Below are 17,726 nucleotides of genomic sequence, written 5' to 3' on the forward strand. Positions count from 1 at the left end.
TCTCAATGAACCAATGTATGAAGACTGAGATCGCGGCACGCGATGGCGATCTCCGGATCCTGCTGCTGCTTGGCATCGCGAACTGGTTTCTGTTTGTGGATCACGTTCCGCACAACGCGGTCAGCTCGCTGACCTTGCGGAATTTTGGATTTAGCGGCGCAACCGACCTGTTCGTATTCGTCGGCGGCTATGCCGCGGCGATCATCTACGCAAAAAAAATGGTGGAACGCGGCTCTGTGGTGGGGGCGACCCGCATCTTCAAACGGCTATGGCAGCTTTACGCGGCCTATGTCGTCCTGTTCGTGATCTATGTCGACCTGATCGGCTATGTCGCAGCACAGACCGCGGCACCCGACATCATCGCCGAATTCAACATTGCGGGATTCATCGACCACCCGATCCGCACCTTGATTCGCGGCCTGCTGCTACAGGCCACACCGCTCAATCTAGACGTCTTGCAGCTGTTCATCGTACTCATGGCTTTCCTCCCCATCGTCTTGATCGGCATGCTGCGCTGGCCGACCGTGACGCTGGCCGGATCGGCCACACTCTATGTCACGGCGCGCATATTTGACCGGAACCTATTGTCGTTTCCGGAGGGAGACTGGGTCTTCAATCCGCTTAGCTGGCAATTGCTGTTTGTGTTGGGTGCCTGGTTTGCGCTGAGCGGTGCCAGGCAGGCCCGCTTGATCCGATCGATGCAGGGGCTTCCGGCACTGGGCATTGCGGCACTGCTCTATCTCTTGTTCGCGCTCGTGATCACCTCTGCCGGGAAGCTGCCCGCGTTGGCGGAAATGGTCCCGGATTCCCTGCTCAGTGCATTCCTGCCCAACGACAGGGAGAACCTGGCGCCTTACAGGGTGCTGCATCTGCTCGCCATGGCCTTCCTCTTTACACTGGCGGTGCCGAGAGGCTGGCGTGGATTTCGGTGGCCGGTCCTGCAGCCGCTCATCAAATGCGGCGAAGAATGGCTGGCGGTGTTCTGCGCCGGCGTCTTTCTGTCGTTCGCCGCGCATTTCATCCTGATTACCGGGCCGAATTCACTCGCCATGCAGGTTCTCGTCAGCGCCGCCGGAATTTTGATGATGACCGCCGTCGCTTACTACGTGTCGTGGTCCCGGCGGCAGGACTATAAATCCGCGCTTGGCGCGCGATCCTGACGGCCGAATGTCCGCGGTTCTCCGGCGGCACAGCAACCGCCCGCGGCCAGCGCTGGTCGATCAATTTCTTGGCGACAGCGGATTTGTGCTGACCAAATTTTCGGCTGTCCAAAACAGCATTGCGAGCTAAGCTGCCGGCAGGCAGCCCGACCCTTCGCTGTCATCCTCGTAGATCTGATATCGGAGACTCCATGCCCCTCCTCATCCGCGGTGGCACGGTAGTAAACCACGATCATTCCCGTCGCGCGGACGTTCTCGTCGACGGCGAGACAATCCTGGCTATCGGTACCTCGATTGATCCGCCCAGGGGCGTAGAGCTGATCGATGCCGGCGGCTGCTATGTGATGCCGGGCGGCATAGATCCGCATACCCATCTTGAACTGCCGTTCATGGGCAGCGTGTCGGCCGACGACTTCGAGTGGGGAACGAAGGCCGCGCTTGCCGGCGGCACAACGATGGTGGTCGATTTCTGCATTCCCGACCTCGGGCAATCCATGCTCGCGGCATATCAGGACTGGCGGCGAAAATCCGAAAAGGCCGCCGCCGACTATGGTTTCCACATGGCGGTGACGTCGTGGTCGAAGCAGGTGTTTGACGAGATGGAGATTGTCGTCAAGACATACGGCATCAACACCTTCAAGCACTTCATGGCCTACAAGGGCGCGCTGATGGTCAATGACGACGAAATCTACAACTCGTTTGCACGCTGCGCCCATCTTGGCGCCATCCCGCTGGTCCATGCCGAAAATGGCGACGTCGTGGCCCGGCTGCAGGAAGCGGTCCTCGCACGCGGCATTTTCGGCCCCGAGGGCCATGCCTATTCGCGTCCGCCGGAGGTCGAGGGCGAGGCGACCAACCGTGCCATCATGATCGCCGATATGACCGGCGCGCCGCTCTATGTCGTGCACACGAGCTGCCGCGAGGCGCACGAAGCAATCGCGCGGGCCCGCGCCAGCGGCAAACGCGTTTACGGCGAGCCCCTGATCCAGCATCTGCTGCTCGATGCGACCGAGTATGAAGACCGGAATTGGGACCATGCGGCCAGGCGCGTGATGTCGCCGCCATTTCGGGACAAGGTGCATCAGGACAGCCTGTGGGCCGGGCTGCAGTCCGGTTCGCTTCAGGTGGTCGCAACCGACCACTGTGCGTTCACGACCGAGCAAAAGCGGATCGGCACCGGCGATTTTCGCAAAATTCCCAACGGGACCGGCGGCCTCGAAGATCGCATGCCGGTGCTCTGGACCGCCGGCGTCAACACCGGCCGGCTGACGAAAGAAGAATTCGTCGCAGTGACCTCATCGAATATCGCCCGCATCCTCAATATCTACCCACGAAAGGGCGCGGTCGCGGTCGGTTCGGACGCCGACATCGTCGTGTGGGATCCGACGGCGAGCAAGACCATCAGCGCCAAGGGTCAGCTCAGCCGCATCGACTATAACGTGTTCGAGGGTTACGCCTGCACGGGCGCGCCTGTTGCCACGTTGTCGCGCGGCAAGATCGCCTGGAAAGACGGCGACCTGCGTGCGGACAAAGGTGACGGCCGCTATATCGAGCGGCCCCCGTTTTCGCCGATTCACGTCGCCAATTCGACCTGGAAGTTGCAAACCGCGACAAAAGCGGTGCGGCGCTCCGGCATAACTCCTTAAGCGTTGAGTTTCTCAAATCGCCTGCGCCACGCGTTCCCGCACTGCCGGCAGCACCTCACGGGCAAAGATGCCGGCAGAATGCAACACCTCCCCATGCCTGAGATCGCCGAAGGAAAATTGGCTGATGAAATAATTCGCCCCCGCTTCCTCCGTCATCGTTCTCACCTGCGCGCGGATGGTGCCCGGTGATCCCGCGATCGCGCCGCCGTTCTGCACGACCGTATCGAAATCTTCGGGTATTCGGGCATAGCGTGGCTGGGTGCCATGCTTTTTCCAAAGCTTCATGAAGCTGGCGTAAAACACCGGCCAGGCACGGCGGCCGAGTTCCGTCGCTTCGCGATCGGTGTCGGCCGCAACGACGAAACGGTTGATCCCAAGCAACGGCAATTCATCCAGGGAATTTCCGGCTGCCGCCCATTCAGCGCGATAGCGGTCGGTGATCTCGCGCACACGCTGCAGCGGCCCGCCGCAGACGACATTGATCCGGTGTTGTGCTGGCCATGCCGCTCCCTCCGGCACCGGGACCGCGTACCACAGCGGCGGATGCGGAAGCTGCGCCGGCTTCATATCGATCGGCACATTTTCAAATACGTAATGCTTGCCTTTGAAATTCACTTCGGCCTGCGTCAGCGCCTGCATGACGACGGTATAGGCCTCGACATACATCGCCTGTGCCTGGTCCGGATCGACGCCAAAATATTGCAGTTCATGCGGCGACGCGCCGCGGCCGATACCGACCTCGACGCGGCCGCCACTCAGATGGTCGAGCATGCAGATTTCTTCGGCGAGCCGCAGCGGATGATGCGCGGGCAGCACATAGACCAGCGCACCCAAACGAAGGTGTTCGGTGCGCTGTGCGACCGCCGCCAGGAACACGCTCGGCGACGGCGTCAGATTGAGCGGCGTCGAGTGATGTTCGCTCATGTGGTAGGTGCGAAATCCCGCCCGGTCGTAGAATTCGATCAGTTGCAGCCGGCGTTCGTATTGTTCGCCGAGCGGGTACGGCCCGTGGTCGTTCTGATCGAAGATCCCGAACTGCATTGCACCACCCCATCGACGTCTTTTACGGGCCACGCTGACATAAGCGGCGGCCGGTGCGTCGTCGGATGGTTTTACATCGACAAGTCTCGATCTACCAGCATCGAGATCAGGCCGCCTTGCCCGCCTCCATCGGCCGCCTGGTGTCCCCCTCCCTAGTCCACCGGAAAAGCACGATTCAGCCGCGCCTCGCTGTCGTGCAGCATCGCAGGATCAAGCTTTCCCCGGCCGAACGCGTCCGAGGCGCAGGCAAAGATCCGGTAGAACTGCGCGCCGTCGTAAGCGACCAGCAGCAGATCAATACCCGCGTTGAGCGCCTCCACCACCGCCGCGCAGACGTTGTGTTGATAGATCGCGCCCATCACCAAATCGTCGGTGAGGACGACACCCTGATAGTTCCATTTCTTGCGGATGATCCCGTCGACCATAGCCTTCGAATGCGACGCCGCCCGATCGGGATCGATTGCCGTCAGCGTGACATGCCCGATCATCAGTTGAGTCTTCGAGGCGGCCAGAACCTCCCTGAACGGCCGCCAGTCGGAAGCTTCAAGCTCTTCCACAGGCGTGTCGAGATCGGCGTTGAAATGATGGGTGTCAGTACGAACGCGTCCCAATCCCGGGAAATGCTTCACGGTAGCGCCGACGCCCGACGCATCGAGACCACGAATATAGGCCCGCGCGATTTCGCTGACCGTGGCCGGATCACTTGAAATCGCGCGATAGCCGATCAGCGTGTTGAAATCGAACCGGTTGCGTTACACTTCAGGCCGCAGATCCAGCACCGGCGCGAAGTTGAGTGTGACGCCAAGCGCCGCCAGTTCCTCGCCGTGAATACGCCCGAACTCCTTTGCTTTCTCGGCACGAATATCCGGCGGAAGGTTGGCCAGGGTCGATAGCGCCAGCAATTTGGTCAAGGGCGGCGACAGATGCGAAACAATACCGCCTTCCTGATCGGCCGCGACTGACAACGGCGGCAGGCCCGCGGCGCGCCTTTTGTCTTGAAGCGCGGCAATTTCAGCTTTCAGCGTCTCTGCCGTCTTGTCCTTCGCGTTATGTTTGGTGATGTAGATGCCGGCGATCAGGCCCTTCTCGGCCAGCGTCGCCACTTCATCGAACGACGAATAGCCCACAACGAAATGCTTTCCGAGGCTGCGAGCCTGCGCGGCGTCGGTTTGCAGCACGTTTCTCTTGCGGACCTCGAAGAAAACATGCGCGCCCAGCATCGCCAATGACGGCAAACACCACATCAGGACGAGCAGTTTTCCTGCGATCCTTCGCCTGCTCCAGTAGCCGCGACGGATCAAGACCGCGAAAGCAGCCAGACTCGTCACGGTGAGAACGACGTTTCCGGAGCCTCGTAGCGCGATCAAATAGGGATCGTTCTTGTTGGCTGCGGCGAAAACGAAAACCAGTCCGGCGAACCAGACCAGGATGACGCCGACACGTCTGAGGATTTGCATGAAGGTGACGGTGCTCCCGTGTAACCGGGCGGGACCATTGCCGGTATCAAACTTGCCTGCTTGAGGCGAACGCATAACCGCGTCTGCACAGAAACTGCATGAAAATCCTGAACTCTTGCAGACGGCCTTCCAGCCGACTGCACAATGGCGATCGATAGTTCCTACTACAAACCAGGAGTGCGGTCATCGAATGCCTGTTCCCTCACGACTAGCCAATGACGGGTGGTGGCTCTGCGACAACCCTTCGATCGCATTGGTTCACAATATTCCCCTCCCGATAGATAGCGCGAAAATGACGAGCTTCTCCACGGCGGAGTCCGACGTCCGGTCCGCTCAAGAAGACATCTTGCCGGTTAAATTTGCGATCGCCCTCTGTCTGACCGCCCTGGCCGACTGGCTGTTCTACGGCGAGAAAATTGGAATATCGGCCGTCGTTTTTGCGTTGGCTGTGGCATGCGGATCGCTGCTTACCAATTTCTCTCGCTTGAACAAAAAGAAGACGTTGCTGGCTGGTGTCCTCGTCATCGCCGGCCTTGTGCCCGCCATCGAGGAATTCAACGCCGTCTCGCTGTGTTTGATGGTGCTGGCGCTCGGGGTTGGCCTCCTGCTGACAACCGGCCGCGAACTGGTTGGCCTGGCAGACCGGGCCGCGGCGCTGTGCGACCTGTTTCTGATCGGTCCATTCCGGTTTTTCCGGGACGCCATCGGCGTGTTCAATCTCCCGGCGCTGACGACCGGTCTCACCGTATGGTTCATTCCGTTGTTTTTCGGAAGCATCTTTGCAGCCCTGCTCGTCTCGGCGAATCCATTACTGGAGAAGTGGATCAACCTGATGAATCCGGGCAACGCTGCCTCCTATGTCAGTTTCGGAAGAGTGCTGTTCTGGGCCGTGGCGCTATCAATCGTTTGGCCGTTCATTCATGTCTGGTGGCGCAAGAAAGCCGAGGTTGTGGAAACTCCGGCCGAAGCCATCGAGCACGAACACAAAACACCGCCCGATTTCTCCGGCTTCCTCGGTGTTGCGACCATCCTGCGTTCCCTGATCCTGTTTAATTTGCTGTTTGCGGTCCAGACCCTTCTCGACGTGATCTATCTCTGGGGCAATGTGGCTTTACCCGCCGATATCAGCTACGCGGCCTACGCGCATCGCGGCGCCTATCCCTTGATCCTCACGGCGCTGCTGGCGGCAGGCTTCGTCCTGGCGGCGATGAGACCGGGCGGTCCGGCCGAAGGATCAAAGGTGATCCGGCCGCTGGTCTATCTGTGGGTGGCGCAGAACGTCCTGCTGGTGGCTTCCTCCATACTTCGCCTTGACCTCTATGTGCAGATTTACTTGCTGACCTATTGGCGCGTCGCGGCGTTCATCTGGATGCTGCTGGTCGCACTGGGGCTTCTACTCATTGTTGCCCGCATCATCCTGCACAGATCCAACGATTGGCTGATCCGCGGGAACCTTATCGCCCTGACGGCAACGCTCTACATCTGCTCGCTGATCAATTTCGCCGCCATTATTGCCGACTATAATGTCAGCCACGGCCACGAAGCGTCCGGCCAGGGCGTCCAGATCGACATGAACTATCTGGTTCAGCTTGGGCCCCAGGCGTTACCGGCCATCGATAGGGCGATTCAGCTTCGCGGCGCCGACCCTAATCTTGTTTCCCGCCGTAATTGTCTTGTAGAACAACAACGTAGGGAAATGGCTTCCTGGCATTCCTGGGGTTTTCGGCGCTGGCGGCTGCAGCGCTTCCTCGACGACCACCGGAAGACCTCGGCAAGCCGACGACTTTCGGCCCGGAGAGACGTTTGACACACCGCATCCTCATCGTAGACGACGACCTGCATATTCGCGAGGTGATCCATGTCGCGCTCAAGAAAGCCGCCATGACCGTATTCGAGGCGCGGGACGGCAAGGAAGCCTTGACCCGTTTCGCCGCCGACAGGCCAGATCTCATCATCCTGGATATCGGCATGCCGGAATTCGACGGATTGGACGTCTGCCGGGAAGTCCGAAAATCCTCCGATGTTCCGATCCTGTTTCTTTCGGCGCGTGACGACGAAATCGACCGCGTGCTCGGCCTCGAGATCGGCGGCGACGATTACGTCACCAAACCGTTCAGCCCGCGCGAACTCGTCGCGCGCGTGAATGTCATCCTGCGCCGCAGCGCTTCTCGCGGGCCGAACACAAATACGCCACCGGCGGCCCTCTCTCAAGGCAGTCTCTCCGTCGATCCGGAGCAGCACGTCGCGGCGTTCTCGGGCACGCCGCTTCGCCTGACGGCCATCGAGTTCGGAATCCTGAGGGCATTTCTGACAAGGCCGACCGCGGTTTTCAGTCGCGAGCAGATCATGACGGCGGCCTATCACTTCAATATCCAGGTTTCGGACCGCACCATCGACAGCCATATTCGCAATATCCGCGCCAAGCTTTCCGCCGTGAACTGCGACAACGTGATCGAGACGATCCACGGTGTCGGCTTCAAGCTCGGGCGATGCGAGCCACAGGCATGATGAAGCCGAGGAACGAAAAATGGCGACCGTCGCTGGGCCTGGTCATTTTTGCCGTGCTGGCATCGGTGGCCGCGCTGCCTCTGGTCGGACTTTTCTTTTTCCGCCTCTATGACAATCAGCTTATTCACCAGACCCAGGCCGAGTTGATCGCTCAAAGCCGGGTGCTGGCAGCGGTCTTCGCACGTGAAGTGGAAAGCCGCCTCGACGCCGGGATCGTTCTCGGCGCTGAAATCCCGCTGGGCGCACGCCCTGATCCGGAAGAGCAGGTCACCCCGATCCGGCCTGCGCTCGATCTGGCCGGCAACGACCTGCTGCGACGACGGCCTGATGCGCTTGCCGCCAGCGCGCCGGCCGATCCGGCCTACGTCGAGATCGGCGCACGGCTGATGCCGATCATTCTGGAGACGCAGAAGGTCACGCTCGCCGGATTTCGGATTCTCGATCCGCGCGGCGTCGTAATCGCCGGGCGGCAGGAAATGGGGCAATCGCTCGCCCATATCGAGGAAGTCGCAACCGCGCTGCAGGGACAGTATCGCGCGGCATTGCGGATCCGGGTTCCGGACAAGCCCCCTCCCCCGATCTATTCCATCAGCCGTGGCGTCGGCGTTCACGTATTTTCGGCGATGCCCGTGATCGTCAACAACCGGGTTGCCGGCGTCATCTACACATCGCGAACACCGAGCAATATCTTCGATCATCTTTATCAGGAGCGCGGCAAGTTCATCCTGGCAGGTTTGGCCGTCATTTTCGCGACCATCATCATCGGCCTGGTCTTTTCCCGGACCATCACCCAGCCGATGCGCGAACTGATCGATCGCGCCGCGCGTATCAGCCGCGGCGATGGCGATGCGTTTCAGCCGCTCGCGCATTACGGTACGCGCGAATTTGCGCAATTGTCGCAAAGCTTCCTGGACATGGCGGAGCAATTGTCGCGACGGTCGGATTATATTGCGATCTTCTCGTCGCACCTCACCCACGAATTGAAATCGCCGCTGACGTCGATCAAGGGCGCGGCCGAGCTCCTGCTCGACTCGCTGCAGAGCAAGTCCGACAATCTCACGCGGATGGAACAGAAGAACTTCGTGTCGAACATTCTGGGCGACACCGAGCGCCTGGAGGCGATGACTCAGCGGCTGCGCGAGCTGGCCCGCGCCGAAACCGCTCCGCAAAACGAGCACACTGAACTAGGGCTGGTAGTCGGGGGGCTGAAAAGCCGGTTTCCGACGCGCGCCATCGACGCAAACGGCTGCCTCGAACGTTCGATCGGCATGTCCAGTGAAAAAGCCCTGATCGTCCTGTCACATCTGACCGACAACGCCATCCGTCACAATGCGAAGCATGTGCGGCTGGAAGCGGTCGGTGAGGATACGACGGTCAGGATGACCGTGAGCAATGACGGTGACCCGATCTCCGAACCAAACCGGGAAAAGATATTCGACGCCTTTTTCACGACGCGCCGCGATACCGGCGGCACGGGAATGGGGCTCGCGATCGTGCAAGCCGTCATGACCAGCCACGGCGGATCGATCCGGCTGCTGCCGTCGGACAAGGGCGTCGCGTTCGAGCTCCAGTTTCCGGTCGGCTGAGAGGCTCATAGCGTTTTCGAGCGAAGCATGCCCTCGGACTTGATCCGGGGGTGGGTACCGGTTCGCGTGAAGAAAACGCGTCAAACAAATTAGCCCTAGACCCGCTCGATGATGATTGCCGGCGCCATGCCGCCGGCGGCGCACATCGTCACCAGACCGCGCCTGAGATCGCGCCGCTCCAGTTCGTCGAGCACGGTGCCGATCAGGATCGAACCGGTCGCGCCGATCGGATGGCCGAGCGCGATCGAGCCGCCATTGACGTTGACCTTGTCGCGGTCGAGCTTGAGATCCCGGATGAACTTTTCGGCGACAACCGCAAACGCCTCGTTGATCTCGAACAGGTCGATATCGTCGAGCGTGAGGCCTGCCTTGGCCAGCACCTTGCGCGCCGCCGGCACCGGTGCGTTCAGCATCAGAGTCGGCGAATCCCCCATGTTCGCCATCGCGACGACGCGGGCACGCGGCTTCAAGCCGTGCGCCTTGGCGTAACTCGGTGACGCCAGCAGGATTGCCGCCGAGCCGTCGACGACGCCGGAGGAGTTACCGGCGTGATGCACGAAGTTGATATCGAGACCGGGATGTTTTTCCAGAATCAGATTGCGATAGGTGGTGCCCCTGTCGTCGAGCGGATAGTCCGCCACCGCGGTGAACGCGGGCTTCAGTCCGGCAAGTCCCTCGAGCGTGGTCTGGGGGCGCGGATATTCCTCGCGATCGAGCGCAAGGCTGCCATCCTCGCGGTGAACCGGAACAAGGCTCTTGTCGAAATGACCGCCCTTGATGGCGGCGGCTGCGCGCCTCTGGCTTTCAAGGCCCAGTGCATCGACGTCCTGCCGCGTGATGCCCTCCAGCGTCGCAACGGCATCCGCGCAGACGCCCTGATGCGACTGCGGATGACGGGCGCGCAGGCGAAGATTGCCGGCGTCCATCATGAACGGCCCCTCGCCGCGGCGGCCTTCCATCGACATCATCTCGGTACCGCCAGCGATCACGAGGTCCTCCGAGCCCGACATGATCGAGTTGGCCGCCATGTTGACGCTGGTAATGCCGGAACCGCAAAACCGATCCAGCGTGACGCCGCTGGCGCGCACGTCATAGCCGGCATCGAGCGCCGTCATCCGGCCAAGGTCGCCGCTCTGCGGACCGCGCTGGGAACTGGTACCCCAGATGACGTCGTCGACGTCGGCAGTATTGATACCGGTTCGATCGGCGAGCGCGCGCAATACCGCGGCCCCGACTTGCTGCGGATGGATGCCCGAGAGTGCGCCCTTGCCCGCCTTGCCTATGCCTCGCGGCGTCCTGCATGCGTCGATGATCAGCGCGTCTACCATGGGGTTTTCCTCAGAGAATTTTGGTTGACCGTATTTGCCGACGATCGCGGCGCAAAGTCAATTCGCGGGGCAAGCGGCAGGCATTTGACGCGGGTCTGCGCTTCCCGGTAGTGGCATCAGCCATGAAGCGAAATCCGGGGAACCAGATGCCATGGACCGGAATCGCTTCGCCCATCCGGGCTACAAGATTATCAAACCTACCGCCCGCGCAATGCGAGAATCTTCTCCGCCGCCCGCAGATGCGGCTTGTCGATCATCTTGCCGTCGATCTTCACCACGCCGGAAGTCGGATTGTCGTTGAACGCCTTGACGATTCTCTCGGACCACGCAATCTCCTCATCTGTCGGCATGAACGCGGCGTTGACGACGTCGACATGCTTGGGATGGATCACCGCCTTGGCCAGAAAGCCATCCTGACGCGCCGCGATCGAATCTTCCCGTAAGCTTTCGAGGTCATTGATGTCGGTGGCGATGGTGTCGATGGCGACGACGCCGGCGGCGGCCGCGGCGATCAGGCAGAGATCGCGGGCAAGTACGAACGGACTGTGAAAACGCCCGTTGGTGCGGTTCCGCGATGCGCCGAGCGATGCGGCGAGGTCTTCCGCGCCCCACATCATGCCCCACAGCCGCGGGCTCATATTCTCGAAGTCGAGCAGTTTGAGCACCGCGCGCGCCGTCTCGGTTGCGACGGTGACGATCCGCGTCGTGCCGGCCTCAATATTGGAAGCGGCCTCGAACGCATCGAGATACAGAGAGAGGCGATTGACATCGGCGGCGCCCGCGCATTTCGGCAGCACGACACCGTCGGGCCGGCCGGGTATGACCGCCGCAAGGTCGCCAAGCGTCATGCCGGTGTCGAGCGCGTTGACGCGGATATAGATTTTCTGGCTCGGATTGCGGGCATCGAGCATCTCGCGCACCGTGCGCCGCGCACCTACCTTCTCGTCCGGCGCGATCGAGTCCTCGAGATCGAGGATCAAGGCATCGGCCGCGGTCTTCTTGGCGTTTTCGAACTTCCGGAGGCTGTCGCCGGGAACGAACAGGAACGAGCGCATCGGCTTTAAGCCTTCGGTTTGCAATGCATCAGGCCGGTCCGGCGGCAGCTCGCAACCACCTCCCCGCGCTGATTGGTCATGGTGTGCTCGAACTCGACCAGGCCCTGCGTCGGCCGCGACTTGCTGGCGCGCTTGGAGATAATTTTGGTGTGCGCCTTCAGCGTATCACCGTGGAACACGGGCTTTGGGAATTTGACGTCGGTCATGCCCAAATTTCCGACGGTGGTTCCGAGCGTCGTATCATAGACGCTCATGCCGATCATGATGCCAAGCGTATAAAGGCTGTTGAACAGCCGCTGGCCGAATTCGGTAGTTTCCGAGAAATGGGCGTCGATATGCAGCGGCTGCGGATTCATCGTCAGCAGGCTGAACAACGTATTGTCCATCTCGGTCACAGTCCTTGAGAATTCATGATGAAATTCCCGACCGACCTCGAACTCTTCGAAATATAACCCAGCCATCACCGTCCCTTGTAGTTGGCCGTCCGCTTCTCGACGAACGCGTTCAAGCCTTCCTGGCAATCTTCCGTGGTCGCCACGAGTGCGAAACTTTCGGCCGCATTCTCGACCGACCGCCGAAAATCGGCATCGACTGCGCGCATGAAGGCATCACGGCCGATCTTCATGACAATAGGCGACTTGGCGGCGAGCCGCCGCGCAATCTCGCGGGCACGATCCAGCGCCGCTCCCTTCGGCACGACTTCGCTGAGCAACCCCATGCGAAACGCGGTCGCGGCATCGAATGGCTCGCCCAGGAACAGCGGGCCGAACGCCTGATGCTTGCCGACCAGCCGCGGCAATTGCACGAAGTGGATGGCCGGAATAAGCCCGACGTCGATCTCGGGATAACCGAAGGTCGAGGCATCACCGGCGATGATCATGTCGCACGAAATGGCAATCGTCATGCCGCCGGCCCGCACCGCGCCGTCGATCGCTGCGATGGTCGGCTTGCCCATCCGGTATTGGGTATCGTTCAGCGCAAAGTACAGCCGCTCGAGGAATTTCTTGGTTTCGATGCCCGGTTTACCGCGCACGATGTCCAGATCAAGCCCGGCGCAAAATACCTTGTGTGCGCTGCCGATGATGACGGCGCGCACTGTCTCGTCATCCCTCGCCTTTGCCAGCGCCGCCAGCAACGCGTCGATCAGCGCCATGCTAAGCGCATTGACCGGCGCGCGATCGAGCATGATCTCCGCAATGTTGTCGGAGACAGAATAGCGAACAAGTTCAGCGCTCATGATGTACCGCCTCCTTTGGCCTGACGCACAGCGCCGGCCTTGACCAGATCGTCGATGGCACCGCGCTCGAAACCAGCTTCGATGAGTACCGCATAACTATCCTGTCCGACATCCGGCGCGGGGCATAGCCTGTCTTCGGAAAGGCTCGCGATGCCTGGCGTCCGCGGGGCATAGACCGGGCCGACGCCGGGCGTGTCCTGGCAAACCGCCGCCCTGGTCGCTTCGACGTGGATATTGCGCAGCCATTCGCCGGGATTGAGGATGCGTTCGGCAATGATGTCTGCCGCGTGCAGCCGCGTCAGCCATGCGTCGGTCGGCTGCGTCAGGAAGACCTCCCGCATCTGCGAGATCAGCATATCGGCGGAATCCGCTCGCCCGGCAAAATCGGCAAACCGCGGATCGCTGGCAAGGTCGTCGCGATCGACGGCCGCGCACAGGCGTTTGTATTGCGGCTCGTTCACCAGCGTCACCATCATCCAACCATCGCTGGTTTGATAGGAGCCCGCCGGCACGTTGAGGGCGCGTGGCGCGCCGCCTTCCAGAATATGCTCGGCGACCTTGTGGCCGAGAAGCGCAGCGGTCGATTGCGAAAGATTGACGTCGATCCAGCGGCCGGTGCCCACGGTCGCGCGGGCAAACAGCGTGGTGGCGATGGCCTGGAAGGCGTAGACGCCAGTGACAACGTCGGAGATCGTGGTGCCGACCCGGTGCGGGGTTTTGTCGTTACCGACGTTGATCGACACCAGACCGGAAAACGCCTGAGCTACGGAATCCGAACCCGGGCGTTTTGAATATGGCCCGCCCTGCCCGAAGCCGCTGACCGATAGATAGATGAGACCGGGATTGTCACGCGCGAGGTCTTCGTAGCCGATGCCCAGCCGGGCGGCGACGCCGGGCCGAAAGCCCTCGATCAGGACATCGCAATCCCTCGCCAGCATTTGGGCGACGGCGATGCCGTCCTTATGCTTCATATCGAGGCACAGGCTGCGCTTGCCGCGATTGTAGACGGCCGAGAGCGTCGTGTGGCTGCCGTACGTCGTCCCGAGATACCGCGACCAGTCGCCCTCGGGCGGCTCGACCTTGATCACATCGGCCCCGTAAACACCGAGCAACATCGCGCAATAGGGCGATGCGATGCCCTGCCCGAAATCGAGCACGCGCAGGCCGCGATAGGGCGCGTCGTGCGTCGGCGATAGCTTCCGTTCAACTGGCATTTACGCTCCCGGACCGGCTGGCTGAAAACTACAGCGCAAGATAGCGCTGACGAATGTTGTCGTTGGCCTTCAGCTCTTCGATCCCGGATGTGTAGACGATCTGGCCCTTGTCGATAACCGTCGCGTGGCTCGCAAGGCCAAGGCAAAAATGCATGTTCTGCTCGGCGATCAGCACCGTGGCGCCGGTGCCGCGGAGCTGCCGCAGCAATTCGCCGATCCGCTGCACGATGATCGGCGCCAGCCCCTCGCTCGGCTCGTCCAGCAACAACAGCGCCGGATTGCCTATCAGCGTGCGCGCGATCGCCAGCATCTGCTGTTCGCCGCCGGACAGCCTTCCCGCGTTCCGGTAGCGAAGCGGCTCCAGCAGCGGAAACACGTCGTAAATGCGTCGGATCGACCATTCGTCCTCGCCATCGGGACCCTTCTTCTGGCCGATGACCAGGTTGTCCTCCACCGTATGTTCGGGAAAGATCTGGCGGTCCTCCGGCACAAAGCCGAGGCCGGCCCGCGCGATGTGATGGGGCTTCAGCCCGGACACCACGCGGCCGCGCAAGGTAACCTTGCCGCGGCGCGCCGGCGCCAGACCCATGATGGCCTTCATGGTGGTCGATTTGCCGGCACCGTTGCGTCCGAGCAGCGCCATGGTCTCGCCCTGCCGCACGGAGAGGCCGACCCCGAACAGGATCTGGCTGGTGCCGTAATAGACGTCGAGGTCCTCGACCTGCACGACCGGCTGCTCGCTCATATCGCGGCCTCTGCGTGATGTTCGGTGCCGAGATAGGCTTCTATGACGGCCTCGTTGCGCCGGATCGCATCGGGCGTGCCGGTGGCGAGAATCCGACCGTAGCACAGCACGACGATCGCAGGCGCGATCTTGAACACGATATCCATGTCATGCTCGATGAACACGACGGTGATCTTCTGCCTCTCCCAGAGCTCCCTGACCTTGTCAATCATCCGCCAGCGTTCTTCGGTCCCCATGCCCGCGGTCGGCTCGTCCAACAGCAGCACCTTGGGCTTGAGCACCAAAGCGAGCGCGATATCGAGCAGTTTCTGGTCACCATGCGACAGCGTCGCTGCGGTGCGGTTGCGCTTGCTGGCAAGACCAAGCAATTCCATCGCGTGTTCGGCGCGGTCGCGGGTTTCGGCGAGCGGAAAGCGCCGGTGCAGCACGCTGGCGCGGCGCTGATCGGCACAGACCGCAGCCAGCATCGTCTCATGCACGGTCAGCGAGGGAAAAATGCTCGCCACCTGGAATGCCCGGCCGATACCGTGGCGCACGATGTCGGGCGGCGTTCGTCCCGCCATATCGACGCCGTTGAGCAGGATCTGGCCGGAATCCGGTTTCAGCGCACCGGTGATCAAATTGAAGAACGTGCTCTTGCCCGCGCCATTGGGGCCGATCACGGCGGTCAGCGAACCCTCGGCAAAGTCGAGCGTGACGTTGTCGGTCGCCTTGACGCCGCCGAACGATTTTGAAAGCCTGCGTATCTCCAGCATGGCTAGCTACGCTCCTCCGCACTGTCGCGGCGCTGCACGTACCATTCGACCACAAAGTCCATCAGGCCCTTGCGCAGGCCGATGGCGAAGAACAGGATCACAATGCCGAGCACGATGCCGTAATACTCGGTCAGGCGCGTGACGGTATCATTGAGGATCAGCAGCAAAACGGTGCCTGCCATCGGGCCCAGGAACGTCGTGACGCCGCCGAGCATGTTGATGAAGATGCCCTCGCCCGAAATCGTCCAGTAGGCGAATTCGGGATAGGCGCCCGATACGAACAGCGCCATGACGATGCCGCCGGTGGATGCAAACAGTGCGGCGAGAACGAAGATCGTGAGCTTGGCGCGCCAGACGTCGATGCCGATAAAACTCGCACGGTTCGCGTTGTCGCGGATCATGCGCAAGGTGTAGCCGAACGGCGATTGCGCGATCTGGCGCATCAACAGCAGCCCGATCACCAGCAGCGCGCAGCTCGTGACATACAGATGCACGTGGTTCGACAGATCGATGCCGAGGAAGACCGGACGTGGGATGCCCCCGCGCAGGCCCTGATCGCCGCCGGTCAGCGACGCCCAGGACAGGATCGTCGAGTGGATCAGCATCTGGAACGCCAGTGTCACGAAGGCGAAATAGATTTCCTTCAGCCGCACGCAGATCGCCCCGATCACGGTCGCAATGACGGCCGTGATGACGAGCGTTGCGACAAAGGCGATCGGGACCGGCACGCCGGTACGCTGCATGATCAACCCAAAACCATAGGCGCCGAGACCGAAGAACATGCCGTGCCCGAACGAAATCATGCCGGTGTAGCCGACCAGCAGATTGAGCGAGGTCGCGAACAGACCGAACGCGGAGCAACGGATCACAAAATCCAGCAGCGCCTTGCTGCCGAAGAACAGCGGCAGGCTGGCGAGCACGCCAAAAGCCGCGAGCGCAATCAAGATATCGAGGTAGCGCGAGCGCTGCGACCCGGCCTCGACGCGCGCAACGCTGAGGGCCTCGCCGGTCCGTCCGGCCTGCAGCTCGGTCATGCGACCTCCTTGCCGAACAGGCCGGTGGGCCTGATCACCAGAACGATCACCATGAACAGATACATCAGGCCTTCCGTGAACAAGGGAAAGCCGAGCGATCCGAAGGAGCGGATCATGCCGATCAGCAGCGCGCCGATCAGCGCGCCCAGGATCGAGCCCATGCCACCGATCACGGTGACGATGAAGGACTCGATCAACACCGAGAATCCCATGCCCGGTGTCAATGAACGCACGGGTGCCGCGAGCGCGCCGGCAAGGCCCGCCAGCATGCCGCCAAGCGCAAACACGCCGCCATAGATCAGGCCGGTATTGATGCCGAGCGCCGACACCATGCCCGGATTATGCGCCGCCGCCCGGATCACCTTGCCAAGCCGGGTGCGGGCAAGCCCGAGCCCAAGGATCACGGCCATCACCAGCGCAACGCCGATCAGCAGCAGATAATATGGCGGCACCACGCCACCGGCGATGAACAGCGGCGCGACCTGGAAGGCCGCGGGCATGCCCATCGACTTGAATTCAGGGCCCCACACCATCCGCACGACGTCGTCGAAGATCAGGACGAAGGCGTAGCAGACCAGGAGCTGCATCAATACGTCGGCGCCATAGACCCGGCTCATGAAGACGCGCTCGAAGATCAGGCCCAGGAGCGCGGTACCGGCGGCACCGCACAGCATCGCCAGCGCAAAACTGCCCGAAAGCTGATAGGCCGTCATCGCGAAATAGGCGCCGAACATATAAAAGGCGCCGTGGCTGAAGTTCACGACCTTCAGCACGCCGAAGATCAGCGTCAGCCCGACGGCGACGAGAAACAGCAGCATACCGATGATGAAGCCGCTGGTGGTTTGCGTCACCAGACAGGCGGAACTGGCGAGACAGCCGGTGAGCGCGTCGATATCCAAGGAACATATCCGTTACGGCGTGGCCGGGCTTATCGGCTCGCGAGAAAATGTACAGCGGTTG

15 protein-coding genes and 1 pseudogene are annotated in these 17,726 nt (G+C 61.5%); 5 read left to right on the forward strand and 11 right to left on the reverse strand.

The genetic code is table 11. The features are described from left to right. The first annotated feature begins 5 nt into the window (after positions 1 to 5). Positions 6 to 1,160 (forward strand): OpgC domain-containing protein, encoded by a 1,155-nt coding sequence (locus V1289_RS07245; protein WP_334396289.1) that lies wholly within the window; start codon positions 6 to 8, stop codon positions 1,158 to 1,160. Between the two features lie 191 nt (positions 1,161 to 1,351). Next, the gene (gene hydA, locus V1289_RS07250) at positions 1,352 to 2,806 is read left to right on the forward strand and encodes a dihydropyrimidinase (RefSeq protein WP_334396290.1); all 1,455 of its coding nucleotides are present in this window, start codon (positions 1,352 to 1,354) and stop codon (positions 2,804 to 2,806) included. Between the two features lie 12 nt (positions 2,807 to 2,818). On the opposite strand, the gene V1289_RS07255 is transcribed toward hydA, so the two are convergent. Together V1289_RS07255 and V1289_RS07260 are read right to left on the reverse strand one after the other, a co-directional pair. Beyond that, positions 2,819 to 3,847: an LLM class flavin-dependent oxidoreductase gene (locus tag V1289_RS07255; protein WP_334396291.1), complete on the reverse strand. Its 1,029-nt coding sequence runs from the start codon at positions 3,845 to 3,847 to the stop codon at positions 2,819 to 2,821. A gap of 152 nt (positions 3,848 to 3,999) precedes the next feature. Beyond that, positions 4,000 to 5,379 (reverse strand): annotated as a pseudogene (locus V1289_RS07260) (glycoside hydrolase family 3 N-terminal domain-containing protein). A gap of 271 nt (positions 5,380 to 5,650) precedes the next feature. Between V1289_RS07260 and V1289_RS07265 the strand changes: the two are divergent. Genes V1289_RS07265 through V1289_RS07275 form a run of 3 tightly spaced genes read left to right on the forward strand, consistent with a single transcriptional unit; the run spans position 5,651 to position 9,398 of the window. Continuing rightward, the gene (locus V1289_RS07265; protein ID WP_334396292.1) at positions 5,651 to 7,111 is read left to right on the forward strand and encodes a DUF4153 domain-containing protein; all 1,461 of its coding nucleotides are present in this window, start codon (positions 5,651 to 5,653) and stop codon (positions 7,109 to 7,111) included. Next, positions 7,108 to 7,812: a response regulator transcription factor gene (locus V1289_RS07270; protein ID WP_334396293.1), complete on the forward strand. Its 705-nt coding sequence runs from the start codon at positions 7,108 to 7,110 to the stop codon at positions 7,810 to 7,812. The genes V1289_RS07265 and V1289_RS07270 overlap by 4 nt, the downstream gene beginning before the upstream one ends. Then, positions 7,809 to 9,398: an ATP-binding protein gene (locus V1289_RS07275; RefSeq protein WP_334396294.1), complete on the forward strand. Its 1,590-nt coding sequence runs from the start codon at positions 7,809 to 7,811 to the stop codon at positions 9,396 to 9,398. Before V1289_RS07270 ends, V1289_RS07275 begins: the two co-directional genes overlap by 4 nt. 95 nt (positions 9,399 to 9,493) lie before the next feature. Here the strand turns inward: V1289_RS07275 and V1289_RS07280 are convergent, their stop codons facing one another. The 9 genes from V1289_RS07280 to V1289_RS07320 all read right to left on the reverse strand — a co-directional run bounded on the left by V1289_RS07280 (position 9,494) and on the right by V1289_RS07320 (position 17,665). Then, complete coding sequence (locus V1289_RS07280; protein WP_334396296.1) at positions 9,494 to 10,726, reverse strand: acetyl-CoA C-acetyltransferase; 1,233 nt, start codon at positions 10,724 to 10,726, stop codon at positions 9,494 to 9,496. Between the two features lie 197 nt (positions 10,727 to 10,923). Continuing rightward, complete coding sequence (locus V1289_RS07285) at positions 10,924 to 11,781, reverse strand: HpcH/HpaI aldolase/citrate lyase family protein (RefSeq protein ID WP_334396297.1); 858 nt, start codon at positions 11,779 to 11,781, stop codon at positions 10,924 to 10,926. A 5-nt stretch (positions 11,782 to 11,786) separates the two neighbouring features. Beyond that, entirely contained in the window at positions 11,787 to 12,242 is a 456-nt protein-coding gene (locus V1289_RS07290; RefSeq protein WP_334396298.1) for a MaoC family dehydratase, read from the reverse strand. After that, positions 12,242 to 13,018, reverse strand: a complete 777-nt coding sequence (locus V1289_RS07295) for an enoyl-CoA hydratase/isomerase family protein (RefSeq protein ID WP_334396299.1) — start codon at positions 13,016 to 13,018, stop codon at positions 12,242 to 12,244. The genes V1289_RS07290 and V1289_RS07295 overlap by 1 nt, the downstream gene beginning before the upstream one ends. Further along, the gene (locus V1289_RS07300) at positions 13,015 to 14,232 is read right to left on the reverse strand and encodes a CaiB/BaiF CoA transferase family protein (RefSeq protein ID WP_334396300.1); all 1,218 of its coding nucleotides are present in this window, start codon (positions 14,230 to 14,232) and stop codon (positions 13,015 to 13,017) included. The genes V1289_RS07295 and V1289_RS07300 overlap by 4 nt, the downstream gene beginning before the upstream one ends. A gap of 28 nt (positions 14,233 to 14,260) precedes the next feature. After that, positions 14,261 to 14,977 carry an ABC transporter ATP-binding protein gene (locus V1289_RS07305; RefSeq protein WP_334396301.1) on the reverse strand — a complete coding sequence of 239 codons (717 nt, stop codon included), beginning with the start codon at positions 14,975 to 14,977 and terminating at the stop codon, positions 14,261 to 14,263. Continuing rightward, the gene (locus V1289_RS07310) at positions 14,974 to 15,732 is read right to left on the reverse strand and encodes an ABC transporter ATP-binding protein (protein WP_334396302.1); all 759 of its coding nucleotides are present in this window, start codon (positions 15,730 to 15,732) and stop codon (positions 14,974 to 14,976) included. Before V1289_RS07310 ends, V1289_RS07305 begins: the two co-directional genes overlap by 4 nt. A 2-nt stretch (positions 15,733 to 15,734) precedes the next feature. After that, positions 15,735 to 16,766 (reverse strand): branched-chain amino acid ABC transporter permease, encoded by a 1,032-nt coding sequence (locus V1289_RS07315; RefSeq protein WP_334396303.1) that lies wholly within the window; start codon positions 16,764 to 16,766, stop codon positions 15,735 to 15,737. Beyond that, on the reverse strand, positions 16,763 to 17,665 hold the full coding sequence (locus V1289_RS07320) for a branched-chain amino acid ABC transporter permease (RefSeq protein WP_334396304.1): 903 nt from the start codon (positions 17,663 to 17,665) through the stop codon (positions 16,763 to 16,765). The genes V1289_RS07315 and V1289_RS07320 overlap by 4 nt, the downstream gene beginning before the upstream one ends. Positions 17,666 to 17,726: the final 61 nt, after the last annotated feature.

This window comes from Bradyrhizobium sp. AZCC 2289, assembly GCF_036924615.1.
Lineage (GTDB): Bacteria > Pseudomonadota > Alphaproteobacteria > Rhizobiales > Xanthobacteraceae > Bradyrhizobium.

Coding starts and splice junctions, on each gene's coding strand:
- V1289_RS07280 (WP_334396296.1), bottom strand. CDS start 10,726: ATGGTAGACGCGCTGATCATCGACGCATGCAGGACGCCGCGAGGCATA.
- V1289_RS07315 (WP_334396303.1), bottom strand. CDS start 16,766: ATGACCGAGCTGCAGGCCGGACGGACCGGCGAGGCCCTCAGCGTTGCG.
- V1289_RS07290 (WP_334396298.1), bottom strand. CDS start 12,242: ATGGCTGGGTTATATTTCGAAGAGTTCGAGGTCGGTCGGGAATTTCAT.
- V1289_RS07255 (WP_334396291.1), bottom strand. CDS start 3,847: ATGCAGTTCGGGATCTTCGATCAGAACGACCACGGGCCGTACCCGCTC.
- V1289_RS07300 (WP_334396300.1), bottom strand. CDS start 14,232: ATGCCAGTTGAACGGAAGCTATCGCCGACGCACGACGCGCCCTATCGC.
- V1289_RS07245 (WP_334396289.1), top strand. CDS start 6: ATGAACCAATGTATGAAGACTGAGATCGCGGCACGCGATGGCGATCTC.
- V1289_RS07295 (WP_334396299.1), bottom strand. CDS start 13,018: ATGAGCGCTGAACTTGTTCGCTATTCTGTCTCCGACAACATTGCGGAG.
- V1289_RS07275 (WP_334396294.1), top strand. CDS start 7,809: ATGATGAAGCCGAGGAACGAAAAATGGCGACCGTCGCTGGGCCTGGTC.
- V1289_RS07285 (WP_334396297.1), bottom strand. CDS start 11,781: ATGCGCTCGTTCCTGTTCGTTCCCGGCGACAGCCTCCGGAAGTTCGAA.
- hydA (WP_334396290.1), top strand. CDS start 1,352: ATGCCCCTCCTCATCCGCGGTGGCACGGTAGTAAACCACGATCATTCC.
- V1289_RS07305 (WP_334396301.1), bottom strand. CDS start 14,977: ATGAGCGAGCAGCCGGTCGTGCAGGTCGAGGACCTCGACGTCTATTAC.
- V1289_RS07310 (WP_334396302.1), bottom strand. CDS start 15,732: ATGCTGGAGATACGCAGGCTTTCAAAATCGTTCGGCGGCGTCAAGGCG.